Below are 25,101 nucleotides of genomic sequence, written 5' to 3' on the forward strand. Positions count from 1 at the left end.
GATGGGTTGGTATATCGCGCGGCGGATCGCCGTCATGGTGCCCGTGTTCCTGGGCGCCACGTTGCTGATCTACGGCATGGTCTTTCTGCTGCCCGGCGACCCGCTGGCCGCGATCGCCGGCGATCGCCCCCTGACACCGGCCGTCGCTGCGCAACTGCGCGCCCGCTATCACCTCGATGACCCGTTCATCGTGCAGTACCTGCGCTACCTCGGCGGTGTTCTGCATGGCGACCTCGGCCGCGCCTATTCTGGGCTGCCCGTCAGTGACGTTCTCGCACACGCGTTTCCGGTCACCCTGCGGCTGTCGTTGATCGCGCTCGCGGTCGAGGCGGTGCTGGGCATCGGGTTCGGACTGATCGCGGGCCTGCGGGCGGGCGGCCTTTTCGATTCCACGGTGTTGATCACCGGTCTGGTCATCATCGCGATCCCCATCTTTGTGCTGGGCTTCCTGGCGCAGTTCGTGTTCGGCGTCCGGCTGGGCATCGCCCCCGTGACCGTGGGGCACCGAGCCACCTTCACCCGCCTGCTGCTACCCGGAATCGTGCTGGGTTCGGTGTCTTTCGCCTATGTGGTGCGGTTGACCCGGTCGGCGGTGGCCGCCAACGCGCACGCCGACTACGTGCGCACCGCCACGGCCAAAGGTTTGTCGCGGCCCCGCGTCGTGACGGTGCACATCCTGCGCAACTCGCTGATCCCGGTGGTGACGTTCCTCGGAGCGGACCTGGGCGCGCTGATGGGCGGCGCCATCGTGACCGAAGGCATCTTCAACATTCACGGGATCGGCGGCGTGCTCTATCAGGCCGTCACTCGCCAAGAGGCCCCCACCGTGGTCTCGATCGTGACCGTCCTGGTGCTGATCTACCTACTCACCAATCTGATGGTCGACCTGCTGTATGCCGCGCTCGATCCCCGGATCCGTTATGGCTGAGCGGATCACCGCGCGGGGCGGATTCTGGCGCGACACCTGGCGTCGGCTGCACCGACGCCCGAAGTTCATCGGTGCGGTCCTGCTGATCGCGTTCGTCGTGGCCGTCGCGCTGTTTCCGGCGCTGTTCACCACAGTCGATCCGACCTACGCCGATCCCAGCCAGAGCCTGCTGCCCGCCTCGCGCGCGCACTGGTTCGGCACCGACTTGCAGGGCCACGACGTGTACGCCCGCACGGTGTACGGCGCGCGCGCCTCGGTCACGGTCGGCCTCGGGGCCGCCGCGATCGTGTTCGTCGTGGGCGGTGCGCTGGGTGCGTTGGCCGGCTTCTACGGCGGCTGGATCGACGCGGTGGTCTCCCGCGTCACCGACGTGTTCTTCGGGTTGCCGTTGCTGCTTGCCGCCATCGTCCTCATGCAGGTCCTGCACCATCGCACCGTGTGGACGGTGATCGCGATCCTCGCGTTGTTCGGCTGGCCCCAGGTGGCCCGGATCGCGCGCGGTGCGGTGCTCGCGGTGCGCGGCAGCGATTACGTCCTCGCCGCTAAGGCATTGGGGATGAGCAGGTTTCAGATCCTGCTCCGGCACGCGCTCCCCAACGCCCTGGGGCCGGTCATCGCGGTGGCCACCATCGCCCTCGGCCTTTTCATCGTCACCGAGGCCACACTGTCCTACCTCGGGGTGGGATTGCCGACGTCGGTGGTGTCGTGGGGCGGCGACATCAACCTCGCCCAGGCAAGGCTGCGGGCGGGCTCACCCATCCTCTTCTATCCCGCCGGCGCCCTGGCTCTGACCGTGCTGGCCTTCATGATGATGGGCGACGCGTTGCGCGACGCGCTGGATCCGGCATCGAGGGCGTGGCGGGCATGAGCTCCACCGCCGAGCCGCTGCTGTCGGTGGAGGGCCTGGAAGTCAGCTTCGGCGAGCAGGCCGCGGTGTGCGGCCTGGACCTGTCCGTGTTGCCCGGTCAGACCGTCGCCGTCGTGGGCGAATCGGGATCGGGGAAATCCACCACCGCCGCCGCGATCCTCGGGCTCCTTCCGCCCGGCGGGCGAATCACCGGCGGGCGCATCATGTTCGACGGCGCCGACATCTCGGCCGCCGACCGCCGGGCGATGCGTGCGATTCGGGGCCGAGAGATCGGCTACATTCCGCAGGACCCGATGACCAACCTGAACCCGGTGTGGAAGATCGGCTTTCAGATCAGGGAAGCGTTGCGGGCCAACACCTCTGACCGTCGCACCCGGGAGCGTGCGGTGGAGCTGCTCGCCGCGGCGGGGATGCCGGACCCGGCGAAACAAGCCGGGCGCTACCCGCATCAGCTCTCCGGCGGCATGTGCCAGCGTGCGCTGATCGCGATCGGGTTGGCGGGCCGGCCGCGACTGTTGATCGCCGACGAGCCAACGTCCGCGCTGGACGTCACGGTGCAGCGGCAAGTGCTCGATCACCTGCAGCGGCTTACCACCGAACTGGGCACCGCGCTGCTGCTCATCACGCACGATCTGGCGCTGGCCGCGGAACGGGCCGAGACCGTGGTCGTCGTCCATCGCGGTGTTGTCGTGGAATCCGGTGCAGCACCGGCGATCTTGCGGAACCCGCAACATGAATACACGCGGCGGCTGGTCGCCGCGGCGCCGGCGCTGGCGGTGCGGGGCGCTGCACGGTCGCGTCCGAGAGCGGTCCGGCCGGACGAGGGGGCCGACGATATCCTCGTCGCCTCCGCGTTGACCAAGGTCTACCGCGAATCCCACGGTGTTCCCTGGCGCCGCAGCGAATTTCGTGCGGTCGACGCGGTGTCGTTTCGGCTGCGCCGGGCGAGCACGCTGGCGATCGCCGGGGAATCGGGATCGGGAAAATCGACCCTGGCGCGGATGGTGCTCGGCCTCCTGCCGCCCACCTCGGGCGCGGTGGTCTTCGACGGCACCCGGATCGACGACGCGACGCCCCGGGACGCACAGCTGGCGTTCCGCCGGCGGGTGCAGCCGGTGTTTCAAAATCCCTACAGCAGCCTGGATCCCATGTACTCGGTGTTTCGCGCCATCGAGGAACCGTTGCGGATTCACCGGGTCGGTGATCGCAGGCAGCGCGCACAAGCGGTGCACGACCTGGTCGACCAGGTGGCGCTGCCGTCGTCGGTGTTGGACCGCCTACCCCGCGAACTGTCCGGCGGCCAACGCCAACGCGTGGCGATCGCCCGCGCGCTGGCGCTGCGCCCCGAGGTGCTGATCTGCGACGAGGCGGTGTCGGCGCTCGACGTCCTGGTTCAGGCGCAGATCCTGGATCTGCTGGCCGATCTGCAGGCCGAACTGGGCCTGGCCTACTTGTTCATCAGCCATGACCTCGCGGTGATCCGGCAGATCGCCGACGACGTCTTGGTCATGCGCGCGGGCCGCGTGGTAGAGCACGCGCCCGCCGACGAGCTGTTCACTCGTCCCGGTCACGAGTACACGCGGCAGCTGTTGGACGCCATCCCGCGCGCGGGGAGAATCCGACGGAGATAGGTTGTCAAGCTGTGACGGCTGACCCTCTGGCCCCCCTGATGGAACTGCCCGGCGTCGCCGAGGCCAGTGACCGCGCCCGCGAGGCGCTGGGGCGCGCCCATCGCCACCGCGCCAACCTGCGCGGCTGGCCCGTGACCGCCGCCGAGGCCGCGCTGCGGGCGGCGCGCGCGTCGTCGGTCCTCGACGGTGGGCCCATCCGGCTCGAGGACCTCGCCGACGCCGGAAAGGTCAGCGATCCGGTGTTCGCGGGCGCACTCCGGGTGGCGCAGGCGCTCGAGGGGGGCGAGGGTCCCGTCGTCGGCATCTGGCGGCGCGCACCCCTGCAGGCGCTTGCCCGTTTGCACATGCTGGCCGCGGCCGACCAGGCCGACGCCGAGCATCTGGGTCGCCCCCGCGCCGATGCCGGGGTAGGTCCGCGGCTGGAGGTGTTGGCGGAGCTGGTGAACGGCCGCACCCAGGCGCCGGCCCCGGTGATCGCGGCGGTCGCGCACGGGGAGTTGTTGACACTGAAGCCATTCGGTAGTTCCGACGGCGTGGTCGCGCGCGCGGTGTCGAGGTTGGTGACCATCGCCAGCGGGCTAGACCCACACGGGTTGGGCGTGCCCGAGGTCAGCTGGATGCGCCAACCCGCGGCGTATCGCGACGCGGCTCAGGGGTTCGCCGACGGCACCTCTGAGGGCGTGGGCGCGTGGCTGATGCTGTGTTGTCGGGCGATGCAGGCCGGCGCGAAAGAGGCTTTGGCGATCGCCGACTCGATGTCGAATCGGTAGCTGAACCAGTGGCCGAAAGTCCGGGAAATCGGCACCGGATGGGGGCCGGAAAAATGTAGAGCGGGCGACGTTCCGAATGATCGGTCCGCCGCCCGCTAGCACGGGACTCGGTTACCAAGCGTGCATTTCTGGGCTGCGTGGGTTGGCCTCGGCGATCTTGCGACGCTTCTGGTTGCAGCCCCACCCAAAGGGCCGTCGACACTTCCGCTCTTCGCAATTACGCAGGCCCGCAACACTTCTGCCATTTTCGCGGCTATGACTCCGCGTGGGTGCCGGGCACCGTGCTGGGCGCCCGGATCGGGAGATCGAACCTTCTCTTCCGGATCGACCTAGGCCTCACCGGGCTTCCGTGGTTCCTTTGTACTACTAGACCCTTAGCACAGCAAGAGCCAATTCGCGAAATGGCGCCGAATCCGTTGTGGAATGCGCGTATAACGAGTTTGCTGACTGGTCGCCCTGGCCTAGAACGCGTAGCGGCGCAACAGCGAATAGGTGACCGCGCCGGCGGCCAGCGCGCTGATGCCCACCGCGGCGGTGGTGGCGATCGCCGCGCCGGACGGCGCCGGGATCCGGTCGCGCAAGGACACCGGCCGGGAGAACGACATCACCGGCCAGCCGCGCTCGACGGCCTCCCTGCGCAACCCGCGATCGGGATTGACGACGCTGGGGTGGCCGACCGATTCCAGCATCGGCAGGTCGGTGATCGAGTCGGAGTAGGCGTAGCAATGTTCCAACGGATAGCCTTCGCGAGCGGCCAGCTCGCGGATCGCCTGGACCTTGCCCTCGCCGTAGCAGTAGAACGCGATCTCTCCGGTGTACCGGCCGTCCTCGACGACCATGCGGGTCGCCATCGCATGGGTGGCGCCCAGGGCGCGGGCGATCGGAGCGACGATTTCCTCGCCCGAGGCCGACACGACCACGACGTCGCGCCCGCACAATTTGTGGGCGGCGATCAGATCGGCGGCTTCGGCGAACACCAGTGGGGTCACGATGTCGTGCAGCGTCTCGTTGACGATCGACTTGACCTGTTCCACGTCCCAGCCGGTGCACATGTTGGTCATGTGGGCCCGCATCCGATCCATCTGGTCATGATCGGCACCGGAGAGCAAATAGATGAACTGTGCGTAGCTGGACTTGAGCACGGCGCGGCGATTGAGCAGGCCCTGTGCGAAAAACGGTTTGCTGAACGCCAGCGTGCTGGACTTGGCAATGATCGTCTTGTCCAGATCGAAGAAGGCCGCCGTGCGAGCGTGGGGAGTGGTGCTTGCCGCTGAATGCCCCGCGGCTGACTGCTCCGCAGCCGGGTCGAAGACGGTCACCGACCCAGCATAGGTCGGCGGTGCCGTCGGGCCGCGATCCCGCACCGGAAATGGCCGCTCAGGGCCATGCGGGGGGTCGGTGACACAGTGTTTTCGCGGCTCAAGGTCATTTTTCAAAAAATGATCTCTTGCGTTATTGCGGACTGTCATGTGTATAGTAAGCATTACTCGGCCTGAGCCGAGGGTGTATCAGCCCGACCCCCCGGGGCTGATGCACGACGACCCTCGCCTCCTCCCCCCCTGGCGGGGGTCGTCCCTTTTCTCGGGTCTTTTTGGGCCATTTCCTCCCGTTTTCGCGCGCTCGGACCGCCCCTCGACGCGTTGCGGGAGCGTCGTCCGTCGTCGCTGGCGCCACCCGTTCGAAACCGCTTTGTGCACAGTCGCGTCTCTATCCCCAAATCGGCGTTTGGGACTGGTGTGCCAAGGTTGGGGCCCTGCACAGTGGGCGGATGACTGGCGCATCCGGAGCACATCCCTCCCCTGGCGCGGGTGTGTTGGCGCTGCTGGCGGAGCCCGAACTGCGCGCCGAGGTGGAGCGGGTGGCGGCGGCGGCCGGCGTTCGTGTGGTGCATGCCGGCGACGTGGCGCCGGTGAGTCGCAAGACCTGGGTGGCGGCCGCGGCCGTCGTGCTGGACGCGCGGGCCGCCGCGCGCTGCGAGCGCTCGGCGCTGCCACGCCGCGATCACGTGACCGTGCTGACAATGGGCGAGCCCGAGCCGACGACGTGGGCGGCTGCCGTCGGCGTCGGCGCCGAGCACGTGCTGCGACTGCCCGGGCAAGCGGCCGACCTGGTTGGTGAACTCGCCGACGCCGCCGAGTCGTCGCGCGACGACGGGTCGCGCGGCCACGCGGTCGCCGTGATCGGGGGCTGCGGCGGCGCCGGCGCCTCGTTGCTCGCGGTCGCTCTGGCTCAGGCCGCCGCCGACGCGCTGCTGGTGGACCTCGACCCGTGGGGTGGCGGCATCGATCTGTTGCTCGGCGGTGAGAACGCGCCGGGGTTGCGCTGGCCGGACCTTGCGCTGCAGGGCGGGCGGCTCACCTGGCCGGCGGTGCGCGACGCGTTGCCGCGGCACCGCGGAATCAGCGTGCTGTCCGGAACCCGGCGCGGGTACGAGCTGGACGCCGGCCCGGTGCACGCCATCGTCGAGGCGGGCCGCCGCGGGGCGGTCAGCGTGATCTGCGACCTGCCCCGCCGCTTCACCGACGCGACCCAGGCCGCGCTGAGCGCCGCCGATCTCGTCGTGGTCGTCAGCCGTTGTGATGTGCGCGCGTGCGCGGCGACCACGGCGATGGCGCCGGCCCTGGCCGCCATCAATCCCAACGTGGGCCTGGTGGTGCGGGGTCCGTCGCCGGGAGGACTGCGGGCGGTCGAGATCGCCGAGATCGCCGGCGTGCCATTGCTGGCCGCGGTCAGAGCGCAGCCGCAACTCGGCGAGCAAATCGAACGTGGCGGCCTGCGGTTGGGCCGGCGGTCTGCGCTGGCGGTCGCGGCCCGCTCGGTGCTCGGGGTGCTGCCGCCCACCGGCGCATCGACGGCGCGGAACGGGCGTGCGGCGTGAGCGGTTCGCTGATCGAACGTGTCCGCGAGCGTCTGGCCGCCGAAGCCGGCCCGCTGGGTCCTTCGGTGGTGGCCGCCGCGATCCGGGCCGAGTCCGGCGGGATGCTCGGCGACACCGAGGTGCTGGCCAATCTCCGCGTGCTGCAGACCGAACTGACCGGGGCCGGCATTCTCGAACCGCTGCTCTGCGCGGACGGCACGACGGACGTCTTGGTGACGGCACCGGACGCGGTGTGGGTCGACGACGGCAACGGTTTGCGGCGCACCGGGCTTCGCTTCCCTGACGACGCGGCGGTGCGACGGTTGGCCCAGCGGCTGGCGCTGGCGGCCGGCCGGCGGCTGGACGACGCGCAGCCATGGGTGGACGGCGAGCTGAGCGGTTTCGGCGGCGGGGGGTTCGCGGTGCGACTCCATGCGGTGCTGCCGCCGGTGGCCGCCGCGGGCACCTGTTTGTCGCTGCGGGTGCTGCGGCCGGCCAGCCAGGACTTGGCGGCCCTGATCGCCGCGGGTGCGATCGAGCCCGCGGCCGCCGCGCTGGTCGCCGACATCATCGCCGCCCGACTGGCGTTTTTGGTGAGCGGCGGAACCGGCGCGGGCAAGACGACTCTGCTGGCCGCGATGTTGGGCGCCGTGCCGGCCGCCGAACGGATCGTCTGCGTCGAGGACGCCGCCGAATTGGCGCCGCGGCACCCGCATCTGGTGAAGCTCGTCGCGCGGTGCGCCAACGTCGAGGGCGTCGGCGAAGTGCCGTTGCGTCAACTGGTCCGGCAGGCGCTGCGGATGCGCCCCGACCGGATCGTGGTCGGCGAGGTCAGGGGCGCCGAAGTGGTGGATCTGCTGGCCGCGTTGAACACCGGGCACGACGGGGGAGCGGGCACCGTGCACGCCAACAGCCCGGGCGAGGTTCCCGCCCGCCTCGAGGCGCTCGGCGCGCTCGGCGGTCTCGATCGTGCGGCGCTGCACAGCCAACTCGCCGCCGCCGTGCAGGTGCTGCTGCACGTCGAACGCGACCGCACGGGCCGGCGCCGGCTCGGTGAGATCGCGGTGCTGCAACCGGTCCGAGGGGAGGTCCGGGCGGTCACGGTGTGGCAGGCGGATCGGGGGATGACGGACGGCGCCCCGCAACTGCGGCGCGTCCTGGAACGTCGGATGCCGACGTGAACGGCCCGCAGATCGGCGCGCTGCTGTTGTCGCTCGCGCTGGTGATCGGTCGCCCCGCGCCGCGGCGCCGGCTCCGCCCGCCGGCGTCACCGGGGTGGCGGCTCCCGTCGCGCGGGCTCCGGTCGGCGGGCTGGGTGGCTGGGGGTGTCGGCTGCGCGGCCGTGGTCTTGCTGCCGCTGGCGACCGTGCTGTGCGTCGCGGTCGTGGGCGCGACCGTGAGTCTGCGTTATCGCCGTCGCCGGCGCATCCGGCGCGCGACCGGTGAGGGCCACGCGCTGGAAACCGCGCTCGACGTGCTCGTCGGTGAGCTGCGGGCGGGCTCGCATCCGGTGCGCGCGTTCGGCGTCGCCGCCGACGAGTCCGCCGACGAGTCCGCCGGCGCGGTCGCGGCCTCGCTGCGTGCGGTGGCGGCGCGGGCCCGCCTGGGCGCCGATGTCGCCGCCGGGCTGGCCGCCGCGTCGCGCAACTCGGCGCTCCCCGCGCATTGGGAGCGACTCGCGCTGTGCTGGCGGCTGGCCAGTGACAACGGGTTGGGGATAGCGACCCTGATGCGCGCCGCCCAGCGCGACATTGCTGAGCGGCAACGATTCTCGTCGCGCGTCGCGTCGAGCCTGGCCGGTGCGCGCGCGACCGCGACGATACTGGCCGCCTTGCCGGTACTCGGTGTGCTGCTGGGCCAACTGGTCGGGGCCCAACCGCTGGCCTTCCTGCTGGGTGGACAGGTGGGCGGGTGGCTCTTGCTGATCGGGTCAACGCTGGCCTGCGGCGGGCTGCTGTGGTCGGACCGCATCGCCGATCGGGTGGTGCCATGGAACTAGCAGCGGTGCTGCTGGCCGCGGCGCTGTGGATCGCTCCCGGCCCGTCGCTGACGCGACGCCGTGCCGGGATGCCGGTGGGCGGCCGGTCACGGGGGACGGCCACGCCGACGGATGGCCCGGATCCGATGGCGGTCGCGTCCTGTCTCGATGTGCTGGCCGTGTGCCTGCGGGCGGGCATGGCGGTGTCGGGCGCCGCGGCGGCCGCCGCGCCGTCCGCGCCACCGCAGCTGGCCCGCGTCCTGCGCCGCGCCGCCGACCTGCTGGCACTGGGCGCCGATCCCGCTGTCGCGTGGGCAATTCCGTCGGACCGACCCGCGCGCCCGGTCGACACGCACATCGAGGCGCTGCTGCGGTTGGCCCGGCGTTCGGCGTCCTCGGGCGCGGCGCTGGCCGGCGGTGTGGCCGAGCTGGCCGACGAGTCCCGCCACGACGCCGCGCATGCGGCCAGCGCCGCCGCCGAGCGGGCGGGGGTGCTCATCGCCGGGCCGCTGGGCCTGTGCTTCTTGCCGGCGTTCGTCTGCCTGGGCATCGTCCCGGTGGTGGCCGGTCTGGCCGGTGATGTGCTGCAGTCGGGCCTGCTGTGAAACGAAAGGAAATCCTTGATGATCAACATGTTTCGCGAACTCGCCGCGCGCGCGGCCGTGCTGGCGACCGACGAGTCGGGTATGTCGACGGTCGAATACGCCATCGGTACCATCGCGGCGGCGGCGTTCGGCGCGGTGCTGTACGCGGTGGTGACCGGCGATTCCATCGTGTCGGCGCTGACCAACATCATCGGCCGCGCCCTCAACACCAAGGTCTAGCCGGCAGTGCGGGCGCGAGCACTGTCGAGGCGGCGCTGGGCATCGCCTCGCTCGTCGTCGTGCTGGTGCTGTGCCTGGCCGGAGTCAGCGCCGTTTCGCTGCAGGTGCGCTGCATCGACGCCGCCCGCGAGGCCGCCCGGCTGGCCGCCCGCGGCGACGAACGCTCCGCGATGGCCGCCGCCGCCCGGCTCGCCCCCGCCGGGTCACGAGTCGACCTGCACCGCGACGGTGAATTCCTGGTCGCCACCGTGGCCGCGCATTCGAAGTTCTTGCCCGCCTTGGATATTGGCGCGAAAGCAGTCGCCGCGGCGGAGCCGCCGCGATGAGCGCGGTTCGGCCACGCTGGTCGCCGCCTGGATGGTCGTGGTGCTGCTCTGGGCGACGGGTGTCGCCGCCTACCTCGGCTCGGCGGTGGTGGCCCGTCACCGCGCGCAGGCGGCGGCCGACCTGGCCGCCCTGGCCGCGGCGGGCCGCCTGCCCTCCGGATCCGACACGGCCTGCCTCAGGGCCGCGGCCGTCGCCCGCGAGATGCGGGTCGACGACATCGACTGTGCGGTCGAAGGTCTCGATGTGCTCATCACGGCGCGAGTGGCGGTCGTCGTCGTCGGTACGGCGCGGGCCACCGCGCGGGCGGGGCCCGCGGTCGCCTAGAAGTGGCTAGGGCGCTTCCGGCAGCCCCGCGGCCACCAGCTCGTCATCGGTGGGCAACCGCAGGGAGACCAGCCCCGCGTACGTATCCGGCTCCAGCTCCACCCGGTTGACGGTCACGTGCACCGGCACCCAGTCCCCGTCGTGGCCGGGCATACGTAACACCCTGCTGGTGGCTCCTCCGCCGAATTCCGTTGTCATGGTGGACATCACATCGTGATCATCGGGATGAACACGCGGCTTTCCCGTCTCACTGCTGCGCCAGTCATAGAAGGTGCAGGGCTCGTCCAGCCATTTCAGCAGGGTCCAGTTGTTGAGGTCGATCAGCGCGCGGTGCACTCCGGCCTGGGCGAGGCCGCTGAGGATCCGTTGCGCCAGATCGTCGGTCGACACCGCCGGGCCTTTGAGTTCGGACTGCCAATTGATCGCCCGCGCCACCAAGTGCTCCCGGCCGTCGGGCCCCGGCTCCAAAATCGTGCGCGCGACAAAACCTATCCGAATGGACTTTCCCCGCCAGTCAGTGAGATCCCAGGTGCTGCACAATGTTTGGTCGGGCTTGGCCTTGACCGCCATCGCGAGCACCTTGGTTTCGTTCGGGTTGAGTTCGCGCGACGGAAGGTCTTCGGCGAAAGCCCTGCCGAAGGTCACTTCGACTTCGGGATTCTTGCCGCTGTTGATCAGCGATTCGCGGGTGTCGGTCGCCACCCCCAGGGTCAGGTCCCACTTCAGCGGCCCCGGAATCGGGCGCTCGGGCGGGTCGATGTCGGAGGGCCCGGTCCACACGTGCACGCCGTGGATGAGACCGTCGGACATCACCACCGGTTCGGTGCGAATGATGCGATCGCGCTTGGGCGTGATGCTGGTCAGGGCCTGCCCGGTCTGCACCGATTCGGAGATCGCCGTTCGCACCGCGGCGAGATAGGGGCTGCGGCGCAGGAAGGTGGTGATCGGGACCAGATTCTTCAGTTGGCGCCCCTGCGCCACAACGGTGGGATCACCCCCGAGCGTCTCCACGAGCAACCAGTCGTGGGCCATGCGGCTGATTTTACGGCGACGCGATGGGTCGGTGGGAGCGGGTGAACCGACGGGCGGCTCGCCGGTTTGCTCAGCGTGACCGTCGCCCGAGCTCCGCGAGGACCAGCCGCAGCACCAGCACCGCGCCGGCCTTGTCGAGCGGATCGTTACCGTTGCCGCACTTGGGCGACTGCACGCACGACGGGCACCCCCGGGGGCATTCGCACGCCTCGATGGCGGCGGCCGTCGCGGCGAGCCACGTGCGGGCCTGACGAAAGCCCCGTTCGGCGAATCCCGCGCCGCCCGGATACCCGTCGTAGACGAAGACGCTGGGCAGCCCGTCGGGCCCGGGTCCCACCGCGGTGGACAACCCGCCGATGTCGCCGCGGTCGCAGCTGGCGACCAACGGCAGCAGCCCGATCGCGGCATGTTCGGCCGCATGCAACGACCCGGGAATCCGCGTGCCGTCAATGCCGTTGCGCAGCAAGGCATCTTCGGTGATGGTGTACATCGCCGCAGTGGTGGCCAGCGTGTGCTCCGGCATGTCCAACTCGATGAAGTCGATCACCTCCCCGGAGAGCCGGCGGCGCAGATACCCCACCACCTGGTGCGTGACCCGCACCGGGACGAGCCCCAGCGTGACCGGCCCGAAGGCCAGGCGCTCACCGGTGCCGGTGATGGCGATGTCGGTGATCTCACGCGCGAACGTCGCATAACCGGGGTCCTCGGCGTGGACGAAGGCGATGCCCTCCTCGGTGTCCAGCGAGTCCACCACGTAGCTGTCGCCCTGGTGCAGATACACCGCTCCCGGGTGCACCGAAACCGGTGCCTGGCCGACGTCGGCGCTGCCCAGCAGCCGCCCGGTGTCGGCCTCCACGATGACGATCTGCCCGCCCGTCGAGCCCCGGATGTCCACCGCGCCATGCGGTTCCAGGCCGGGCACGGGAAAGTACTTTCCGCTTCGCCGTCGTAGCAGCCCGTCATCGACCAGTCCGTCCGCCACGTCGGTGGCGCCGAGTTCGCGCACCTCCGCCTCGTCAAGGGGCAGTTCGGTTGCCGCGCAGAGCAGTTGGGGCCCCAGGATGTAGGGGTTCCCCGGGTCGATGACGACCCGCTCGACCGGCTTGTCCAGCAGCGCGGCCGGGTTGTGCACCAGATACGTATCCAGCGGGTCGTCGCGGGCGATCAACACCACCAGCGCGCCCTGGCCGCGCCGCCCGGAGCGGCCGGCCTGCTGCCAGAACGAGGCGACGGTGCCGGGGAAACCCGCGAGCACCACCGCGTCCAATCCGGCGATGTCGACGCCCAACTCCAGCGCATTGGTGGTGGCCAGCCCGCGCAACCGGCCCTCGGCCAGGGCACGCTCCAGCGCGGTGCGGTCCTCGGCGAGATACCCGGCCCGATACGACGCCACCGTCCGGGATAGCTCTGGGGCGATGTCTTCCAACCTCGCCTGGGCGCCCAGCGCGGTCAATTCCGCGGCGCGGCGCGACCGCACGAAGGTCAGCGCCTGGGCGCCCTCGGCGATGAGGTCGGCCATGACGCGCGCCGCCTCCGCGCCCGCCGAGCGGCGCACCGGTGCGCCGTTCTCGCCGACCAGGTCGGCCCGCAGCGCCGGTTCCCACAACGCCACGGTCCGCGCCCCCTGAGGGGACCCGTCTTCGGTGACCTCCTGAACGGGAAGCCCGATGAGCTCGGCGGCCGTCGCGCCCGGGGAATCCGTTGTCGCGCTGGCGAAGATCACCGTCGGCGCGCTCGAATAGCGGGCGCACAACCGCAACAGGCGACGCAGCACCATCGCCACATTCGAGCCGAACACCCCACGGTAGTAATGACATTCGTCGACAACCACGAAGCGAAGGCCCCGCAGCAGGACCGCCCAGCGGGCATGGTTGCGCAGGATCGACAAGTGGATCATGTCGGGGTTGGAGAACAACCAGCGGGAGCGTTCCCGCGCGAAGCGGCGCACCTCGTCGGGGCTGTCGCCGTCGTAGGCGGTGGGAGCGACGTCGTGCAGCCGGGGAATCGCCGCGGTCAATGCGTGCGCGGCCCGCAGCTGGTCGTGTCCCAGGGCCTTGGTCGGGGACAGGTAGAGCACCCGGGCCCGCGGGTCGGTCGCCAGCGCATTGAGGACGGGCAGCTGATAGGCCAGCGACTTGCCCGACGCGGTGCCGGTGCTCACCACCACATGCCGGCCCGCGTAGGCCAACTCCGCGGCCGCGAACTGATGCGACCACGGTGAGTCGATCCCGCGGTCGGCGAACGCCTTGACCACGTCGGCCTCGGCCCACGACGGCCAATCGTGCGGCCGGCCGGTGCGCGGCGGCAGCTCGGCGACGTGGCGCAGCGGGTGTTCGTCCGTCGCGGTTCCGGCGAGCGCGGCGGCCAGCAGCTCACTGCCGAAGCTCGCCATCTCACCCCGCTCGGAATCGCTGTTCGAATCGGGCAAACACACAAGTCTGTCGCCGACGCGATGAACATGGTTGACTAATTGCGGTCGCAGCTTCTGTGTTCGTGTCAAACTTTCGCAGGATCGACGTTGCGGCCGCGGTTCCTGCGAGGTTAATCGGTCGGGTGAAGTTCCGGCGACTCAGCGAGGTATGGCGGTCGTACCAGGCCCGGGGCATCGAAAGGCGATGCCCCGCACCCAGAAGAAAAGGAAAGATCGAGAGATGCCACAGGGAACTGTGAAGTGGTTCAACGCGGAGAAGGGCTTCGGGTTCATTGCCCCCGAAGACGGTTCCGCGGATGTGTTTGTCCACTACACGGAGATCCAGGGTTCGGGCTTCCGCACCCTCGAAGAGAACCAGAAGGTCGAGTTCGAAATCGGCCACAGCCCGAAGGGCCCCCAGGCCACCGGAGTCCGCTCCCTGTAGAGAAGAGCAGACCTTAACGGATACCCCCCGTGCAGCCCCGCCCCGCGGGCGCAGCCGGGGGGTTTCCTCTTTCTCCCGGTTTTCGTCTGCTTCTTGCGCCACGCCGGTGGACGCCCCCGCCGCGCCGATTGCCTCAAGACGCGGATGGGCGAGAGGGCCTACTGTCGGATGGCGTGAGCCAGCTTTCCTTCTTTACAGCGGAGTCGGTGCCGCCCGCGGTCACCGATCTTTCCGGGGTGCTGGCGACATCCGGGCAGATCGTCACCGTCGGGGGTCCGGAGGCCCACGGCGCTCGGCTCTCGGTGGTCGTGGACGCCCCGTGGCGGGCCTCGGCGCTGGCGGAGATGATCCGCGAGGCCGGTCTGGTGGCCGAGATCGGCCGGACCGACGAAGACACCCCGCTGGTGCGGACGGCCGTGGACCCGTCGTTGAGCACGCTGGCCGCCGAATGGACGCGCGGTGCGGTCAAGACCGTGCCGCCGCGCTGGCTGCCCGGGCCGCGCGAGCTGCGGGCGTGGACGCTGGCGGCCGGCAACCCCGAGGGAGAGCACTACCTGCTGGCGCTGGACCCGCACGCGCCCGACACTCACTCGCCGCTGGCGTCGGCGTTGATGCGCGTCGGGATCGCGCCCACCTTGATTGGCACCCGCGGCGGCCGGCCGGCCCTGCGCATCACCGGTCGCCGCAGGCTATCGCGCCTGGTAGAGAACGTGGGGGAGCCGCCAGACTGCGCCGAGGCGCTGTCGCGGTGGCCGCGGGTTTAGGCGGCGGACAAGGGACAAACTTGCGTGGCGTTCTCGAGCGTCGGTTTGCGCAGGCCCGCCCGAGGGTGCGAAATTGTCAGGTGCCGCAGGGCGAAGGAACGGTCGCGTACCTGAATTTCACCGGAATTTTCGAAGCCGACCTGTCATTCTTCCTGCAGGTGGTCTCGCAGGGGGGACCAATCACGGATGGAGCGTAAGGGCAGTTGGCTGACCCGAAACTGAAGGACAGCGCCGGCGGCGGCAACGGAAGCCGCCGGCGACTCGTGATTGTCGAGTCGCCGACCAAGGCGCGCAAACTGGCCGGCTACCTGGGCTCCAGCTACATCGTCGAGTCGTCGCGCGGCCACATCCGCGACCTGCCCCGGGCCGCGGCCGACGTGCCCGCGAAATTCAAGTCCGAGCCGTGGGCGCGGCTCGGCGTCAACGTGGACGCGGACTTCGAGCCGCTCTACATCATCAGCCCCGAGAAGAAGAGCACCGTCAGCGAACTCAAGGGCTTGCTCAAGGATGTCGACGAGCTCTATCTCGCCACCGATGGTGACCGCGAGGGCGAAGCCATCGCCTGGCACCTGCTGGAAACCCTCAAGCCCAACATCCCGGTCAAGCGGATGGTGTTCCACGAGATCACCGAGCCGGCGATCCTCGAAGCCGCCGAAAACCCCCGCGACCTGGACATCGATCTGGTCGACGCCCAGGAGACCCGCCGCATCCTGGACCGCCTGTACGGCTACGAGGTCAGCCCGGTGCTGTGGAAGAAGGTCGCGCCCAAGCTGTCGGCGGGCCGGGTCCAGTCGGTGGCCACCCGGATCATCGTGCAGCGCGAACGCGACCGCATGGCGTTTCGCAGCGCGTCCTACTGGGACATCGTGGCCCAGCTGGACGCCAGCGTCTCCGACCCGCAGGCGTCGCCGCCCACCTTCACCGCGCGGCTGTCCGGCGTCGACGGCCTGCGGGTGGCCGCGGGCCGCGACTTCGACTCGCTGGGCCAGCTGCGCAAGGCCGACGAGGTCGTCATCCTCGACGAGGCGCAAGCGACCGAGTTGGCCGCCGGGCTGCGCGGCGCCCAGCTGTCCGTCGCCTCGGTCGAGGAAAAGCCCTACACGCGGCGGCCGTACGCGCCGTTCATGACGTCGACGCTGCAGCAGGAGGCCGGCCGCAAGTTGCGCTTCTCCTCCGAGCGCACCATGAGCATCGCCCAGCGGCTCTACGAGAACGGCTACATCACCTATATGCGTACCGACTCGACCACGCTGTCGCAGTCGGCGATCAACGCCGCGCGCAACCAGGCGCGTCAGCTCTACGGTGAGGAGTACGTCTCGCCGTCCCCGCGTCAGTACACCCGCAAGGTGAAGAACGCCCAGGAAGCGCACGAGGCGATCCGGCCCGCCGGCGAGACGTTCGCGACCCCGGACGCGGTGCGCCGCGAGCTCGACGGCGACGAGTTCCGGCTCTACGAGCTGATCTGGCAACGCACGGTGGCCTCGCAGATGGCCGACGCGCGCGGCACCACGCTGAGCCTGCGGATCGGTGGCCGCTCCGGAGAAAGGCAAGTCGTGTTCTCCGCCAGCGGTCGCACCATCACGTTCGCGGGCTTCCTGAAGGCCTACGTGGAGACGGTGGATGAGCTGGCCGGCGGCGAGGCCGACGACGCCGAGAGCCGGCTGCCGCAGCTCACCCAGGGCCAGCGGCTCGATGCCATCGCACTCACGCCCGACGGTCACGCCACCAACCCGCCGGCGCGCTACACCGAGGCGTCGTTGGTCAAGGCGCTCGAGGAGCTGGGCATCGGGCGGCCGTCGACGTATTCGTCGATCATCAAGACCATCCAGGACCGCGGCTACGTGCACAAGAAGGGCAGCGCCCTGGTGCCCTCCTGGGTCGCGTTCGCCGTAACCGGTTTGTTGGAACAGCATTTCGGCCGGCTGGTCGACTACGACTTCACCGCCGCGATGGAGGACGAGCTCGATGCGATCGCCTCCGGCCAGGAACGGCGCACCGACTGGCTCAACAACTTCTACTTCGGCGGCGAGCACGGGGTGGCCGACTCGATAGCCCGTTCCGGTGGGCTCAAGAAGCTGGTGGGCGTGAATCTCGAGGGCATCGACGCCCGAGAAGTCAACTCCATCAGGCTCTTTGACGACGACCAGGGCCGCCCCGTCTACGTCCGGGTGGGCAAGAACGGGCCGTACCTGGAGCGCATGGTGACCGGCGAGGACGGCGAGCGCACGCCACAGCGGGCCAACCTCAACGACTCGCTGACCCCCGACGAATTGACCCTCGAGCTGGCCGAGCAGTTGTTCGCCACGCCGCAGGAGGGCCGGGTGCTGGGTGTCGATCCCGCGACCGGTCACGAAATCGTCGCCAAGGACGGGAGATACGGCCCGTACGTGGCCGAAATCCTCCCGGAGCCGCCGCCCGGGGACGACGACGGCGGCGCCGCGCCGGCGAAGAAGGGTAAGAAGCCCACCGGCCCCAAGCCGCGCACCGGTTCGCTGCTGCGCACCATGGATCTGCAGACGGTCACGCTCGAGGACGCCCTGCGGCTGCTCTCGCTGCCGCGGGTGGTCGGCGTCGACCCCGAATCCGGCGAGGAGATCACCGCGCAGAACGGCCGCTACGGCCCATACCTCAAGCGCGGCACCGATTCTCGTTCGCTGGCCACCGAGGAGCAGATGTTCGACATCACCCTCGAGGACGCGCTGAAGATCTACGCCGAGCCCAAACGCCGCGGCCGCCAGGGCGCCGCCGCGCCGCCGCTGCGTGAGCTGGGCGCCGACCCGGCGACCGGCAAGCCGATGGTGATCAAGGACGGCCGATTCGGGCCGTACGTCACCGACGGCGAGACGAACGCCAGCCTGCGCAAGGGCGACGACGTGCTGTCGATCACCGACGAGCGCGCCGCCGAACTGCTGGCCGACCGCCGGGCCCGTGGTCCGGTAAAGCGTCCCGCCAAGAAGGCCGCCCGCAAGTCACCGGCCAAGAAGTCGGCGGCCAAGAAGACCGCCAAGCGCAGTTAACTGCGTGCGTCGCTGGAAACCTCTTGCGGCGCAACCTCTTCCAGGGCGGCCAGCTTCACCGGGCGGGCCAGCTGGGTGGGCGCTCGGCGGCCGCGCAGCTCGACCACCTCGCCGACATCCCAGCACAGGGCCTCGGCGTCCAACGCGCCGCTGACGGCGATCGCCGACGCGAGCACGTGGCCGGGCTCGAGCTTGGCCAGTTCCGTCAGCCGGGCGGCCTCGTTGACCGGGTCGCCGATCACCGTGTACTCGAAGCGCGCCTGCGCGCCGATGTGGCCGGCGATGGCCCGGCCGGACGACACCCCGATGCCGAACTCCGCCGAACCGATCACCGGGAGCAACTCGTCGTGCAATTCCCGGGCGGCGGCCAGCGCCCCGCCGGGTGAGTCGGGGTGCTCGATCGGCGCGCCGAAGATGGCCAGCGCGGCGTCACCCTGGAACTTGTTGACGAAACCGCCATGGCGGCCCACGGTTTCCACCACCACCCGGAAGAACTCGTTGAGCAGGTGGACCACCTCGGCGGGCGGACGGGTCGAGGCCAGCTGGGTCGAGCCGACCAGGTCCACGAACAGCACCGCGACGTCGCGCTCCTGGCCGCCCAGCTCGGTGCCGCGCTCGAGCGCCCGCCGGGCGACGTCCTCCCCGACGTAGCGGCCGAACAGGTCGCGCAGCCGCTGCCGCTCGGACAGGTCGCGCACCATGTCGTTGAAGCCCGCCTGCAGCAAGCCCAGCTCGCTGGCGTCGTAGATCTGCATGTGCGCGTTGTAGTTTCCGCGCTGCACCTCGCTCAAAGCCCAGCGCAGCTGGCGCAGCGGGTCGGCGATCGACATGGCCACCAGCAGCGTGCTGATCAGCCCGACGCCCAGCGCGGTCAGCGCCAGCAACAGGATGGGGTTGAACAAGCTCTCCGGTGCGGCATGCAGCAGCGAAGCCTTGTCGGCCACCACGGCCAGCACGATCGCCATCAGCGGCACCGCCGTGGACAGCATCCAGGTCAGGATCTGGCGCAGGATGACGCCGGGCGCCTTGACGTTCTCCGGCACCCCGCTGCGCAGGGCGGCGACCGCCACCGGCCGCAGCACCCGTTCGGATTGCAGGTAACCGATGATCGCGGTGGCCGCGGCCCCCAGCGCGGTGGCGACCGTGACGACGGGCGCGGCGAACTTGGCCACCGACCAGCTGGCCACGATGAACACCACGCCGCCGATGCACCAGTACACGACGGTGCTCAGGGTGCGGTAGTACGGCATGCGCAGGGCGCGGCTGCGGGCGAGTTCGGTGGCGGCCGGATCGGTCTCGGCGAGCATGTTGTCGCGGCGCTGCCAGCGGAAAACCGGCATCAACAGCTTGAGGTTGACCACGACGCCGACCAGGAACAAGACGACCAAGGAGCACGCGAAGATCGCCAGGTTCAGCGTCGGCAGGTCCTGCAATTGGATGCGGTCCTGCGGCGGCAGGCCGTAGCGAAGGAAGCCGAGCACGAACAGCGCGCCGATGATGTCGGCCTGCAGCATGCTCAGCGAGAACAGCGGCCAAGGGGTGCGCACCACCCAGCGGACGAATGCGCTGATCCGCCCCGGTAGGCCCGCCGCCGTAGTCACCAACCCACCGTATCGGGCGGCGGCGACGTCCCGGAAACTTAATAGCGATCTCGGCAGGTCACTCGCGGGGCTCCCGTGACCGCAAAGATCACGGAATGGTCGCGGTACGGTAGCCGATCGGTATCCGTCGGCCCCGCTGTCTACTGTTACCGATGATGTCCGGGGTGTTTGCGCGGCTGGTAGGCCAAGACGCGGTGACGGCCGAGCTGCTCGCCGCCGCCAGAGCCTCCCGCGGTGACCCAGCCCACAGCGAGGCGGGCGCCGGGACTATGACACATGCCTGGCTGATCACCGGGCCGCCGGGTTCCGGGCGCTCGGTGGCGGCGCTGTGCTTCGCCGCCGCACTCCAATGCACCTCGACGGTTGCCGACGGGGGCCCGGGCTGCGGGCGCTGCCACGCGTGCACGACGACCATGGCCGGCACCCACGCCGACGTGCGCCGCGTGATCCCCGAAGGCCTGTCCATCGGCGTCGACGACATGCGCGCGATCGTGCAGATCGCGTCGCGGCGCCCGGCCACCGGGCATCGGCAGATCGTGGTGATCGAGGACGCCGACCGGCTGACCGAGGGCGCGGCCAACGCGCTGCTGAAGGTCGTCGAGGAACCGCCGCCGTCGACGGTGTTCTTGCTGTGCGCGCCGTCGGTGGACCCCGAGGACATCGCCATCACGTTGCGGTCGCGGTGCCGGCACGTGGCGTTGGTGACGCCGTCGACCGAGGCGATCGCGCACGTGCTCGTGGACAGCGACGGCCTGAGCGCCGAAACCGCGGACTGGGCGGCGTCGGTCAGCGGTGGCCACGTGGGGCGGGCGCGCCGGCTGGCCACCGACCCGGAGGCGCGGGCGCGCCGCGAGCGGGCGCTGGGACTCGTGCGCGACGCCGCGACCCCGTCGCGGGCCTACGCCGCCGCCGAGGAGTTGGTGGCCGCGGCCGAGGCCGAGGCGGTGGTGCTGACCGCGGACCGCGCCGAGGCCGAGACCGAGGAGCTGCGCACGGCCCTCGGCGCCGGCGGCACCGGCAAGGGCACCGCGGGCGCGATGCGCGGCGCGGCCGGGGCGATCAAAGACCTTGAGCGGCGGCAGAAGTCGCGCCAGACGCGGGCCTCGCGCGACGCGCTGGACCGGGCACTGATCGACCTGGCGACCTATTTCCGTGATGCGCTCCTGGCCTCCGCGAACGCCGGGGCGGTGCGGGCCAACCATCCGGACATGGCTGAGAAGGTCGCGGCGCTGGCCGCCCACGCCCCGCCCGACCGGCTGCTGCGCTGCATTGAGGCGGTCCTGGAATGCCGCGAGGCGCTGGCGATCAACGTCAAGCCGAAGTTCGCCGTCGACGCCATGGTCGCCACGATCGGTCAGGAACTGCGTGCCCAGGAACCGCGCGACTGATTTCGTGGTGCCCGCCCGCCTGCCGTAGACTCGTGCCGCCCGGGAGAGGGCACGCCGCCTTAGCTCAGTCGGTAGAGCGATTCACTCGTAATGAATAGGTCAGGAGTTCGATTCTCCTAGGCGGCTCCATGTTTCTGGCCTCAGGCTGGTGGCCTCAGGCCGGGGCCAGGAATCCCACCGGACCCGACGCGATGCACAACGCCAGCGCGGCGGTGTTGGCCCGCACGGTGATCGCGTCACCGGCGCCCGGCAGGCGAGCGAAGACCCGGTTGAGTCCGGGATGCACCGGCACTTTGACCTCGGGCCCCTGCGTCATCGACAGCATCATCGACCCGTCGCTGTTGGCCAGGTAGTTCAGTTCGACCGTCCAGTCGGCGGGGAGCAGCGGCCCGTCGAGCACCAGGCGCGCGGGTTTGTCCGGCTGCGCGAAATAGCCGCACTGCGGCATCGGGCCCGGCGCGATGGTGCGGATCCAGGTCACCCGCGCCCTGATCAGGTGACCGGAGCTGTCCAGCATGCGCAATTGCGTTGTCGCGGGCGCGAATTCGGGCCTGTCCCGCAGCAGGGCGAACAGGTGGCTGGCCAGATTCTCCGGTGCGGCCACCCGTTGCAGCACCAGCGGATCGACCTCCTGATCGAGCAGCGGTGCGTCGGAGGCGGCGTGGGCCGCGGCCAGCGAGGCCTGGGCGGTCCGCAGATAGGGCTGGGCCGGGTTGTCGCGCCAGCTGGTCAAAAACGTGGCAGTCGAGTACAGGCTGCTGGCCACGAACAACGTCGCCAAACCCGCGGTCACCGCGGCGCGTTTCGGCGACGCGTCGAGCCAGCCCGGCCCGGCCGGCCGGTTCGGGGCGCACAGCGCGACGGCGGCCAGCAGCGCCAGCACGACGACGAGGTCCGGGAAATACCGCAGTGTCTGCGCGAGTTCGAGCGCGGTCTGCTTCGACGAGCGCATCAGGTAGATCGGCACCTGGCACGCCACGGCGTAGCCGGCGGCGGTCAGCCACACCGGACCGATGCGCCGCTTGCGCGCCAGCGACACCGCCAGCGCGCCGCCCAGCACCAGCCAGCCCAGCGCCATCGCCGACGCCGGCGGCGTGGCCCACGGTGATGCCGGCGCCCACCGGTCCCAGTGCCAGGGTCCGCCGGCCAGCCCCGGCACGATGCCGTGCGTGATCGATCGGACCAGCAACCGCCCCGTCATCGACAGGTCGGAGCTCCACCGCTGCTGATTCACCACCCCGAGATAGAGCGCGACCCAGGCGGCGGTGAGCGCCAGCGCCGCCACCCACAACCGCGCCCCGGCCCGCCACGCCGTCGCGAGCGCCGATCCCAGGCCCCCGTCACCGGTGACGTGGCACAGCAGTGCGGCGACCGCGAACGCGACGAACGGGATCACCGCGGCCTTCTCGAAGAACAGCAGCCCGCCGAAGTAGACCAGCACACCGGTCACCGCGTAGCGAGGATTGCCGGTGCGCACCAGCAGGACGGCGTCGGCGCACACCCAGGCCAGCGCCGCCAGCATCGGCAGCGAGTTCAACGCGGCCGCCCACCACGCGAACCCGGGCACGGCGAGCGGGGTGAACAACGCGAACGTCAACGGGATCAGCAGCACCGGCCGCCAGCCTCCGATGACGTGCAGCGCGCGCAACAACGCCAGCGACGCCAGCAGCTGCAGTACCACCAGGCTGAGCGCCGGCCAGGTCCAGTCCAGCGGCGCCAGCCGGATGATGGTGCCCGCGAGCAGAAATGCGCCCGGCATGACGTGGCCGTCGTGATCGTGGAACAGGTACGACGGCGCGAGCAGGTTATGCGTGCCGGCCTTGCCGATCAGAATCAGGTCGTCCCAATAGAAGTAGCCCCCGAACGCCAACGCCGCACGGACCGCCAGCTGCACGGCGATGAGCGCCGCGGCCGCCGACGCTATGTATGGTGGGCCGGTGCGTGCACTGGTTACCGGGGCAGCCGGATTCATCGGCTCGACGCTAGTCGACCGTCTGTTGGCCGACGGCCACGCGGTCGTGGGGCTGGACAACTTCGCGTCCGGCCGCGCGAGCAACCTCGAGCACCTGGCCGACAACCCGGCCCACGTCTTCGTCGAGGCCGACATCGTGACCGCCGACCTGGAGGCCATCCTCGATGAGCACCGCCCGGAGGTGGTGTTTCACCTGGCCGCCCAGATCGACGTGCGGCACTCGGTGGCCGACCCGCAGTTCGACGCCTCGGTCAACGTGATCGGCACCGTGCGCCTGGCCGAAGCCGCGCGCCGGGCGGGGGTGCGCAAGGTCGTGCACACCTCGTCGGGGGGTTCGATCTACGGCGTCCCGCCGCGGTACCCAACGCCCGAGAGCGTGCCGACCGACCCGGCGTCGCCGTACGCCGCGGGCAAGGTGGCCGGCGAGATCTATCTGAACACCTTCCGCCATCTCTACGGCCTGGACTGCTCGCACATCGCGCCGGCCAATGTCTATGGCCCCCGCCAGGATCCGCACGGGGAGGCCGGTGTGGTGGCGATTTTCGCCCAGGCACTGCTATCGGGTAAGCCCACCAGGGTTTTCGGCGACGGCGGCAACACCCGCGACTACGTTTTCGTCGACGATGTGGTGGACGCGTTCGTCAAGGCGTCCGGGGACGCCGGCGGCGGGCAGCGCTTCAACATCGGCACCGGCGTCGAAACCTCGGACCGCCAATTGCATTCGGCGGTGGCCGCCGCCGTCGGGGGGCCCGACGATCCGGAGTTCGCGCCGCCGAGGCTCGGTGACCTCAAGCGATCCTGTCTCGACATCGGTTCGGCCGCACAGGTTTTGGGCTGGCGGCCGAAGGTCGAGCTGGCCGAGGGTGTGCGCCGCACCGTGGACTACTTCCGGGGGACGCACGCCGGTTAACCGGCCTCGGGCGCCTGGGCGGAATCCATCGCGATCGCCCGGGCCAGCCGCGCGTAGCGCAGCTCCAAGTCCTTGAACCGCATGTAGGTGCTGAGGGTGGTGAAACAGAACGCCATGACCAGCGCGTAGAGCATCAGGTCGGTGCCCCGGCGTACCCCGAACCACTGCGCCACGACGGTGGTGTCGTCGGGCCGCAGCACGGCGTAGATGCCGGCCAGCACGAACACCACATAGCCGACCTTGACCCAGGCCCGGGACCGCGCGTTGCGGCGCGACCGCAGCAGATAGACCAACAGCGCGACGATCGACCCGATCAGCAGCACCTGGATCCAGTTCATGGTGTCCTCCCTCGCAGGAACCCGTCGAAAATGATGTTCACGCCGTTGAGCAGGGGCTGCCCCTTCGACTTCGAGTAGTCGGTGTAGAGCACCTCTATCGGTTCTTCGGTGACGCGCCAATGGTTTTCGTCGATCAGCATGACGAACTCGTTGGCGTGGCTCATGCCGCTCATCGTGATGTCCAGCCCGTCGGCAACCTTCTTGTTGAACACCCGCAGCCCGTTGTTGGTGTCGGTCAGGCCAAGCCGGCGACCGCGCCGGCTCAGCCGCGCCGCGGTCTGCAGCACGATCCGTTTCAACAGCGGCGGCCGCGCGACCTGCTGGGTGCCGAACCGGGTCCCGATGACGACGTCGACGTCCCCGGCGCGCAGCCGGTCGACCATCGCGGCGAGGTCTTTGACGCGATGCTGGCCGTCGGCGTCGAACGTGGCGAAAACCTCGGCCCCGGGCTGCTTACGGGCGTACTCGACGCCGGTCTGGATGGCCGCGCCCTGCCCGAGGTTGATGGGATGGCGAACCAGGTGAGCGCCCGCGCGCCGGGCGATCTCACCGGTGCCGTCGGCGCTGCCGTCGTCCACGCAGACGACGTGGTCGAATACCGAGCGCACGTCGGCTATCACCTCGGCGATGACAGCTGCTTCGTTGAAGGCGGGAATGACGACCCAGACGACCGAATAATGCGTTTCCGTACCCATCTAAGCCCACAAGGTACACGCT

General features: G+C 70.1%; 23 protein-coding genes and 1 tRNA gene. 17 read left to right on the forward strand and 7 right to left on the reverse strand.

Annotation, left to right across the window (positions count from 1 at the left end; all coding sequences use genetic code 11):
• Nucleotide 1: 1 nt before the first annotated feature.
• Genes G6N26_RS19845 through G6N26_RS19860 form a run of 4 tightly spaced genes read left to right on the forward strand, consistent with a single transcriptional unit; the run spans nt 2 to nt 4,197 of the window.
• Complete coding sequence (locus G6N26_RS19845) at nt 2-928, forward strand: ABC transporter permease (protein WP_067172181.1); 927 nt, start codon at nt 2-4, stop codon at nt 926-928.
• Nucleotides 921-1,796 carry an ABC transporter permease gene (locus G6N26_RS19850; protein ID WP_067172179.1) on the forward strand — a complete coding sequence of 292 codons (876 nt, stop codon included), beginning with the start codon at nt 921-923 and terminating at the stop codon, nt 1,794-1,796. The genes G6N26_RS19845 and G6N26_RS19850 overlap by 8 nt, the downstream gene beginning before the upstream one ends.
• Complete coding sequence (locus G6N26_RS19855; protein ID WP_067172245.1) at nt 1,793-3,427, forward strand: dipeptide ABC transporter ATP-binding protein; 1,635 nt, start codon at nt 1,793-1,795, stop codon at nt 3,425-3,427. Before G6N26_RS19850 ends, G6N26_RS19855 begins: the two co-directional genes overlap by 4 nt.
• A gap of 11 nt (nt 3,428-3,438) precedes the next feature.
• Nucleotides 3,439-4,197: an oxidoreductase gene (locus G6N26_RS19860; protein WP_067172178.1), complete on the forward strand. Its 759-nt coding sequence runs from the start codon at nt 3,439-3,441 to the stop codon at nt 4,195-4,197.
• Between the two features lie 461 nt (nt 4,198-4,658).
• On the opposite strand, the gene G6N26_RS19865 is transcribed toward G6N26_RS19860, so the two are convergent.
• On the reverse strand, nt 4,659-5,516 hold the full coding sequence (locus tag G6N26_RS19865) for an HAD-IB family hydrolase (RefSeq protein ID WP_067172243.1): 858 nt from the start codon (nt 5,514-5,516) through the stop codon (nt 4,659-4,661).
• Between the two features lie 500 nt (nt 5,517-6,016).
• Between G6N26_RS19865 and ssd the strand changes: the two genes are divergently transcribed.
• Genes ssd through G6N26_RS19900 form a run of 7 tightly spaced genes read left to right on the forward strand, consistent with a single transcriptional unit; the run spans nt 6,017 to nt 10,507 of the window.
• On the forward strand, nt 6,017-7,075 hold the full coding sequence (ssd, locus tag G6N26_RS19870; protein WP_139799172.1) for a septum site-determining protein Ssd: 1,059 nt from the start codon (nt 6,017-6,019) through the stop codon (nt 7,073-7,075).
• Nucleotides 7,072-8,235, forward strand: a complete 1,164-nt coding sequence (locus G6N26_RS19875; protein WP_083019078.1) for a TadA family conjugal transfer-associated ATPase — start codon at nt 7,072-7,074, stop codon at nt 8,233-8,235. Before ssd ends, G6N26_RS19875 begins: the two co-directional genes overlap by 4 nt.
• Nucleotides 8,232-9,053 carry a type II secretion system F family protein gene (locus G6N26_RS19880; RefSeq protein ID WP_083019076.1) on the forward strand — a complete coding sequence of 274 codons (822 nt, stop codon included), beginning with the start codon at nt 8,232-8,234 and terminating at the stop codon, nt 9,051-9,053. The genes G6N26_RS19875 and G6N26_RS19880 overlap by 4 nt, the downstream gene beginning before the upstream one ends.
• Nucleotides 9,044-9,637 carry a type II secretion system F family protein gene (locus G6N26_RS19885; RefSeq protein WP_179960238.1) on the forward strand — a complete coding sequence of 198 codons (594 nt, stop codon included), beginning with the start codon at nt 9,044-9,046 and terminating at the stop codon, nt 9,635-9,637. Before G6N26_RS19880 ends, G6N26_RS19885 begins: the two co-directional genes overlap by 10 nt.
• Nucleotides 9,638-9,655: 18 nt before the next feature.
• Nucleotides 9,656-9,856, forward strand: coding sequence for a DUF4244 domain-containing protein (locus tag G6N26_RS19890; RefSeq protein WP_067172170.1), 201 nt, complete (start codon nt 9,656-9,658; stop codon nt 9,854-9,856).
• A 35-nt stretch (nt 9,857-9,891) separates the two neighbouring features.
• The gene (locus G6N26_RS19895) at nt 9,892-10,182 is read left to right on the forward strand and encodes a TadE family type IV pilus minor pilin (RefSeq protein WP_120312725.1); all 291 of its coding nucleotides are present in this window, start codon (nt 9,892-9,894) and stop codon (nt 10,180-10,182) included.
• A 31-nt stretch (nt 10,183-10,213) separates the two neighbouring features.
• On the forward strand, nt 10,214-10,507 hold the full coding sequence (locus tag G6N26_RS19900; protein WP_332107715.1) for an Rv3654c family TadE-like protein: 294 nt from the start codon (nt 10,214-10,216) through the stop codon (nt 10,505-10,507).
• Nucleotides 10,508-10,513: 6 nt separating this feature from the next.
• Here G6N26_RS19900 and G6N26_RS19905 read toward each other — a convergent pair whose 3' ends face one another.
• Together G6N26_RS19905 and G6N26_RS19910 are read right to left on the reverse strand one after the other, a co-directional pair.
• Nucleotides 10,514-11,539: a PAS domain-containing protein gene (locus G6N26_RS19905; protein ID WP_083019070.1), complete on the reverse strand. Its 1,026-nt coding sequence runs from the start codon at nt 11,537-11,539 to the stop codon at nt 10,514-10,516.
• Nucleotides 11,540-11,609: 70 nt separating this feature from the next.
• Entirely contained in the window at nt 11,610-13,931 is a 2,322-nt protein-coding gene (locus G6N26_RS19910) for a DEAD/DEAH box helicase (protein ID WP_083019101.1), read from the reverse strand.
• A 259-nt stretch (nt 13,932-14,190) separates the two neighbouring features.
• On the opposite strand from G6N26_RS19910, the gene cspA reads away from it, so the two are divergent.
• The 3 genes from cspA to topA all read left to right on the forward strand — a co-directional run bounded on the left by cspA (nt 14,191) and on the right by topA (nt 18,175).
• On the forward strand, nt 14,191-14,394 hold the full coding sequence (cspA, locus tag G6N26_RS19915; RefSeq protein ID WP_007772268.1) for a cold shock protein CspA: 204 nt from the start codon (nt 14,191-14,193) through the stop codon (nt 14,392-14,394).
• Between the two features lie 173 nt (nt 14,395-14,567).
• A complete protein-coding gene (locus G6N26_RS19920) occupies nt 14,568-15,158 on the forward strand; it encodes a hypothetical protein (protein ID WP_067172165.1) in 591 nt (196 codons plus the stop codon).
• 203 nt (nt 15,159-15,361) lie between these two features.
• Nucleotides 15,362-18,175, forward strand: a complete 2,814-nt coding sequence (gene topA, locus G6N26_RS19925; RefSeq protein ID WP_083019068.1) for a type I DNA topoisomerase — start codon at nt 15,362-15,364, stop codon at nt 18,173-18,175.
• Here the strand turns inward: topA and G6N26_RS19930 are convergent.
• The gene (locus G6N26_RS19930; protein ID WP_095576422.1) at nt 18,172-19,833 is read right to left on the reverse strand and encodes an adenylate/guanylate cyclase domain-containing protein; all 1,662 of its coding nucleotides are present in this window, start codon (nt 19,831-19,833) and stop codon (nt 18,172-18,174) included. The two genes, topA and G6N26_RS19930, sit on opposite strands and share 4 nt — an antisense overlap.
• Before the next feature lie 98 nt (nt 19,834-19,931).
• Between G6N26_RS19930 and G6N26_RS19935 the strand changes: the two genes are divergently transcribed.
• Complete coding sequence (locus G6N26_RS19935) at nt 19,932-21,164, forward strand: DNA polymerase III subunit delta' (protein ID WP_095578083.1); 1,233 nt, start codon at nt 19,932-19,934, stop codon at nt 21,162-21,164.
• A 53-nt stretch (nt 21,165-21,217) separates the two neighbouring features.
• A tRNA-Thr gene (locus G6N26_RS19940) sits at nt 21,218-21,293 on the forward strand.
• A gap of 25 nt (nt 21,294-21,318) precedes the next feature.
• Here the strand turns inward: G6N26_RS19940 and G6N26_RS19945 are convergent.
• Entirely contained in the window at nt 21,319-23,136 is a 1,818-nt protein-coding gene (locus G6N26_RS19945; RefSeq protein ID WP_232067489.1) for a hypothetical protein, read from the reverse strand.
• Between G6N26_RS19945 and G6N26_RS19950 the strand changes: the two genes are divergently transcribed.
• Nucleotides 23,102-24,046: an NAD-dependent epimerase/dehydratase family protein gene (locus G6N26_RS19950; RefSeq protein WP_095578084.1), complete on the forward strand. Its 945-nt coding sequence runs from the start codon at nt 23,102-23,104 to the stop codon at nt 24,044-24,046. The two genes, G6N26_RS19945 and G6N26_RS19950, sit on opposite strands and share 35 nt — an antisense overlap.
• On the opposite strand, the gene G6N26_RS19955 is transcribed toward G6N26_RS19950, so the two are convergent.
• On the reverse strand, nt 24,043-24,384 hold the full coding sequence (locus G6N26_RS19955) for a DUF2304 domain-containing protein (RefSeq protein ID WP_064938674.1): 342 nt from the start codon (nt 24,382-24,384) through the stop codon (nt 24,043-24,045). The genes G6N26_RS19950 and G6N26_RS19955 overlap by 4 nt on opposite strands.
• Nucleotides 24,381-25,079: a glycosyltransferase family 2 protein gene (locus G6N26_RS19960; protein WP_067172153.1), complete on the reverse strand. Its 699-nt coding sequence runs from the start codon at nt 25,077-25,079 to the stop codon at nt 24,381-24,383. The genes G6N26_RS19955 and G6N26_RS19960 overlap by 4 nt, the downstream gene beginning before the upstream one ends.
• Between the last annotated feature and the right edge of the window lie 22 nt (nt 25,080-25,101).

It is taken from the genome of Mycobacterium marseillense (genome assembly GCF_010731675.1).
Classification (GTDB): Bacteria; Actinomycetota; Actinomycetes; order Mycobacteriales; family Mycobacteriaceae; genus Mycobacterium; species Mycobacterium marseillense.

What these genes read in the sequence shown, in the direction of transcription:
- G6N26_RS19845 (WP_067172181.1), top strand. Translation starts at nt 2, where the DNA reads ATGGGTTGGTATATCGCGCGGCGGATCGCCGTCATGGTGCCCGTGTTC.
- G6N26_RS19850 (WP_067172179.1), top strand. Translation starts at nt 921, where the DNA reads ATGGCTGAGCGGATCACCGCGCGGGGCGGATTCTGGCGCGACACCTGG.
- G6N26_RS19855 (WP_067172245.1), top strand. Translation starts at nt 1,793, where the DNA reads ATGAGCTCCACCGCCGAGCCGCTGCTGTCGGTGGAGGGCCTGGAAGTC.
- G6N26_RS19885 (WP_179960238.1), top strand. Translation starts at nt 9,044, where the DNA reads ATGGAACTAGCAGCGGTGCTGCTGGCCGCGGCGCTGTGGATCGCTCCC.
- G6N26_RS19890 (WP_067172170.1), top strand. Translation starts at nt 9,656, where the DNA reads ATGATCAACATGTTTCGCGAACTCGCCGCGCGCGCGGCCGTGCTGGCG.
- G6N26_RS19900 (WP_332107715.1), top strand. Translation starts at nt 10,214, where the DNA reads ATGGTCGTGGTGCTGCTCTGGGCGACGGGTGTCGCCGCCTACCTCGGC.
- G6N26_RS19905 (WP_083019070.1), bottom strand. Translation starts at nt 11,539, where the DNA reads ATGGCCCACGACTGGTTGCTCGTGGAGACGCTCGGGGGTGATCCCACC.
- G6N26_RS19910 (WP_083019101.1), bottom strand. Translation starts at nt 13,931, where the DNA reads ATGGCGAGCTTCGGCAGTGAGCTGCTGGCCGCCGCGCTCGCCGGAACC.
- cspA (WP_007772268.1), top strand. Translation starts at nt 14,191, where the DNA reads ATGCCACAGGGAACTGTGAAGTGGTTCAACGCGGAGAAGGGCTTCGGG.
- G6N26_RS19935 (WP_095578083.1), top strand. Translation starts at nt 19,932, where the DNA reads ATGTCCGGGGTGTTTGCGCGGCTGGTAGGCCAAGACGCGGTGACGGCC.
- G6N26_RS19945 (WP_232067489.1), bottom strand. Translation starts at nt 23,136, where the DNA reads ATGAATCCGGCTGCCCCGGTAACCAGTGCACGCACCGGCCCACCATAC.
- G6N26_RS19955 (WP_064938674.1), bottom strand. Translation starts at nt 24,384, where the DNA reads ATGAACTGGATCCAGGTGCTGCTGATCGGGTCGATCGTCGCGCTGTTG.
- G6N26_RS19960 (WP_067172153.1), bottom strand. Translation starts at nt 25,079, where the DNA reads ATGGGTACGGAAACGCATTATTCGGTCGTCTGGGTCGTCATTCCCGCC.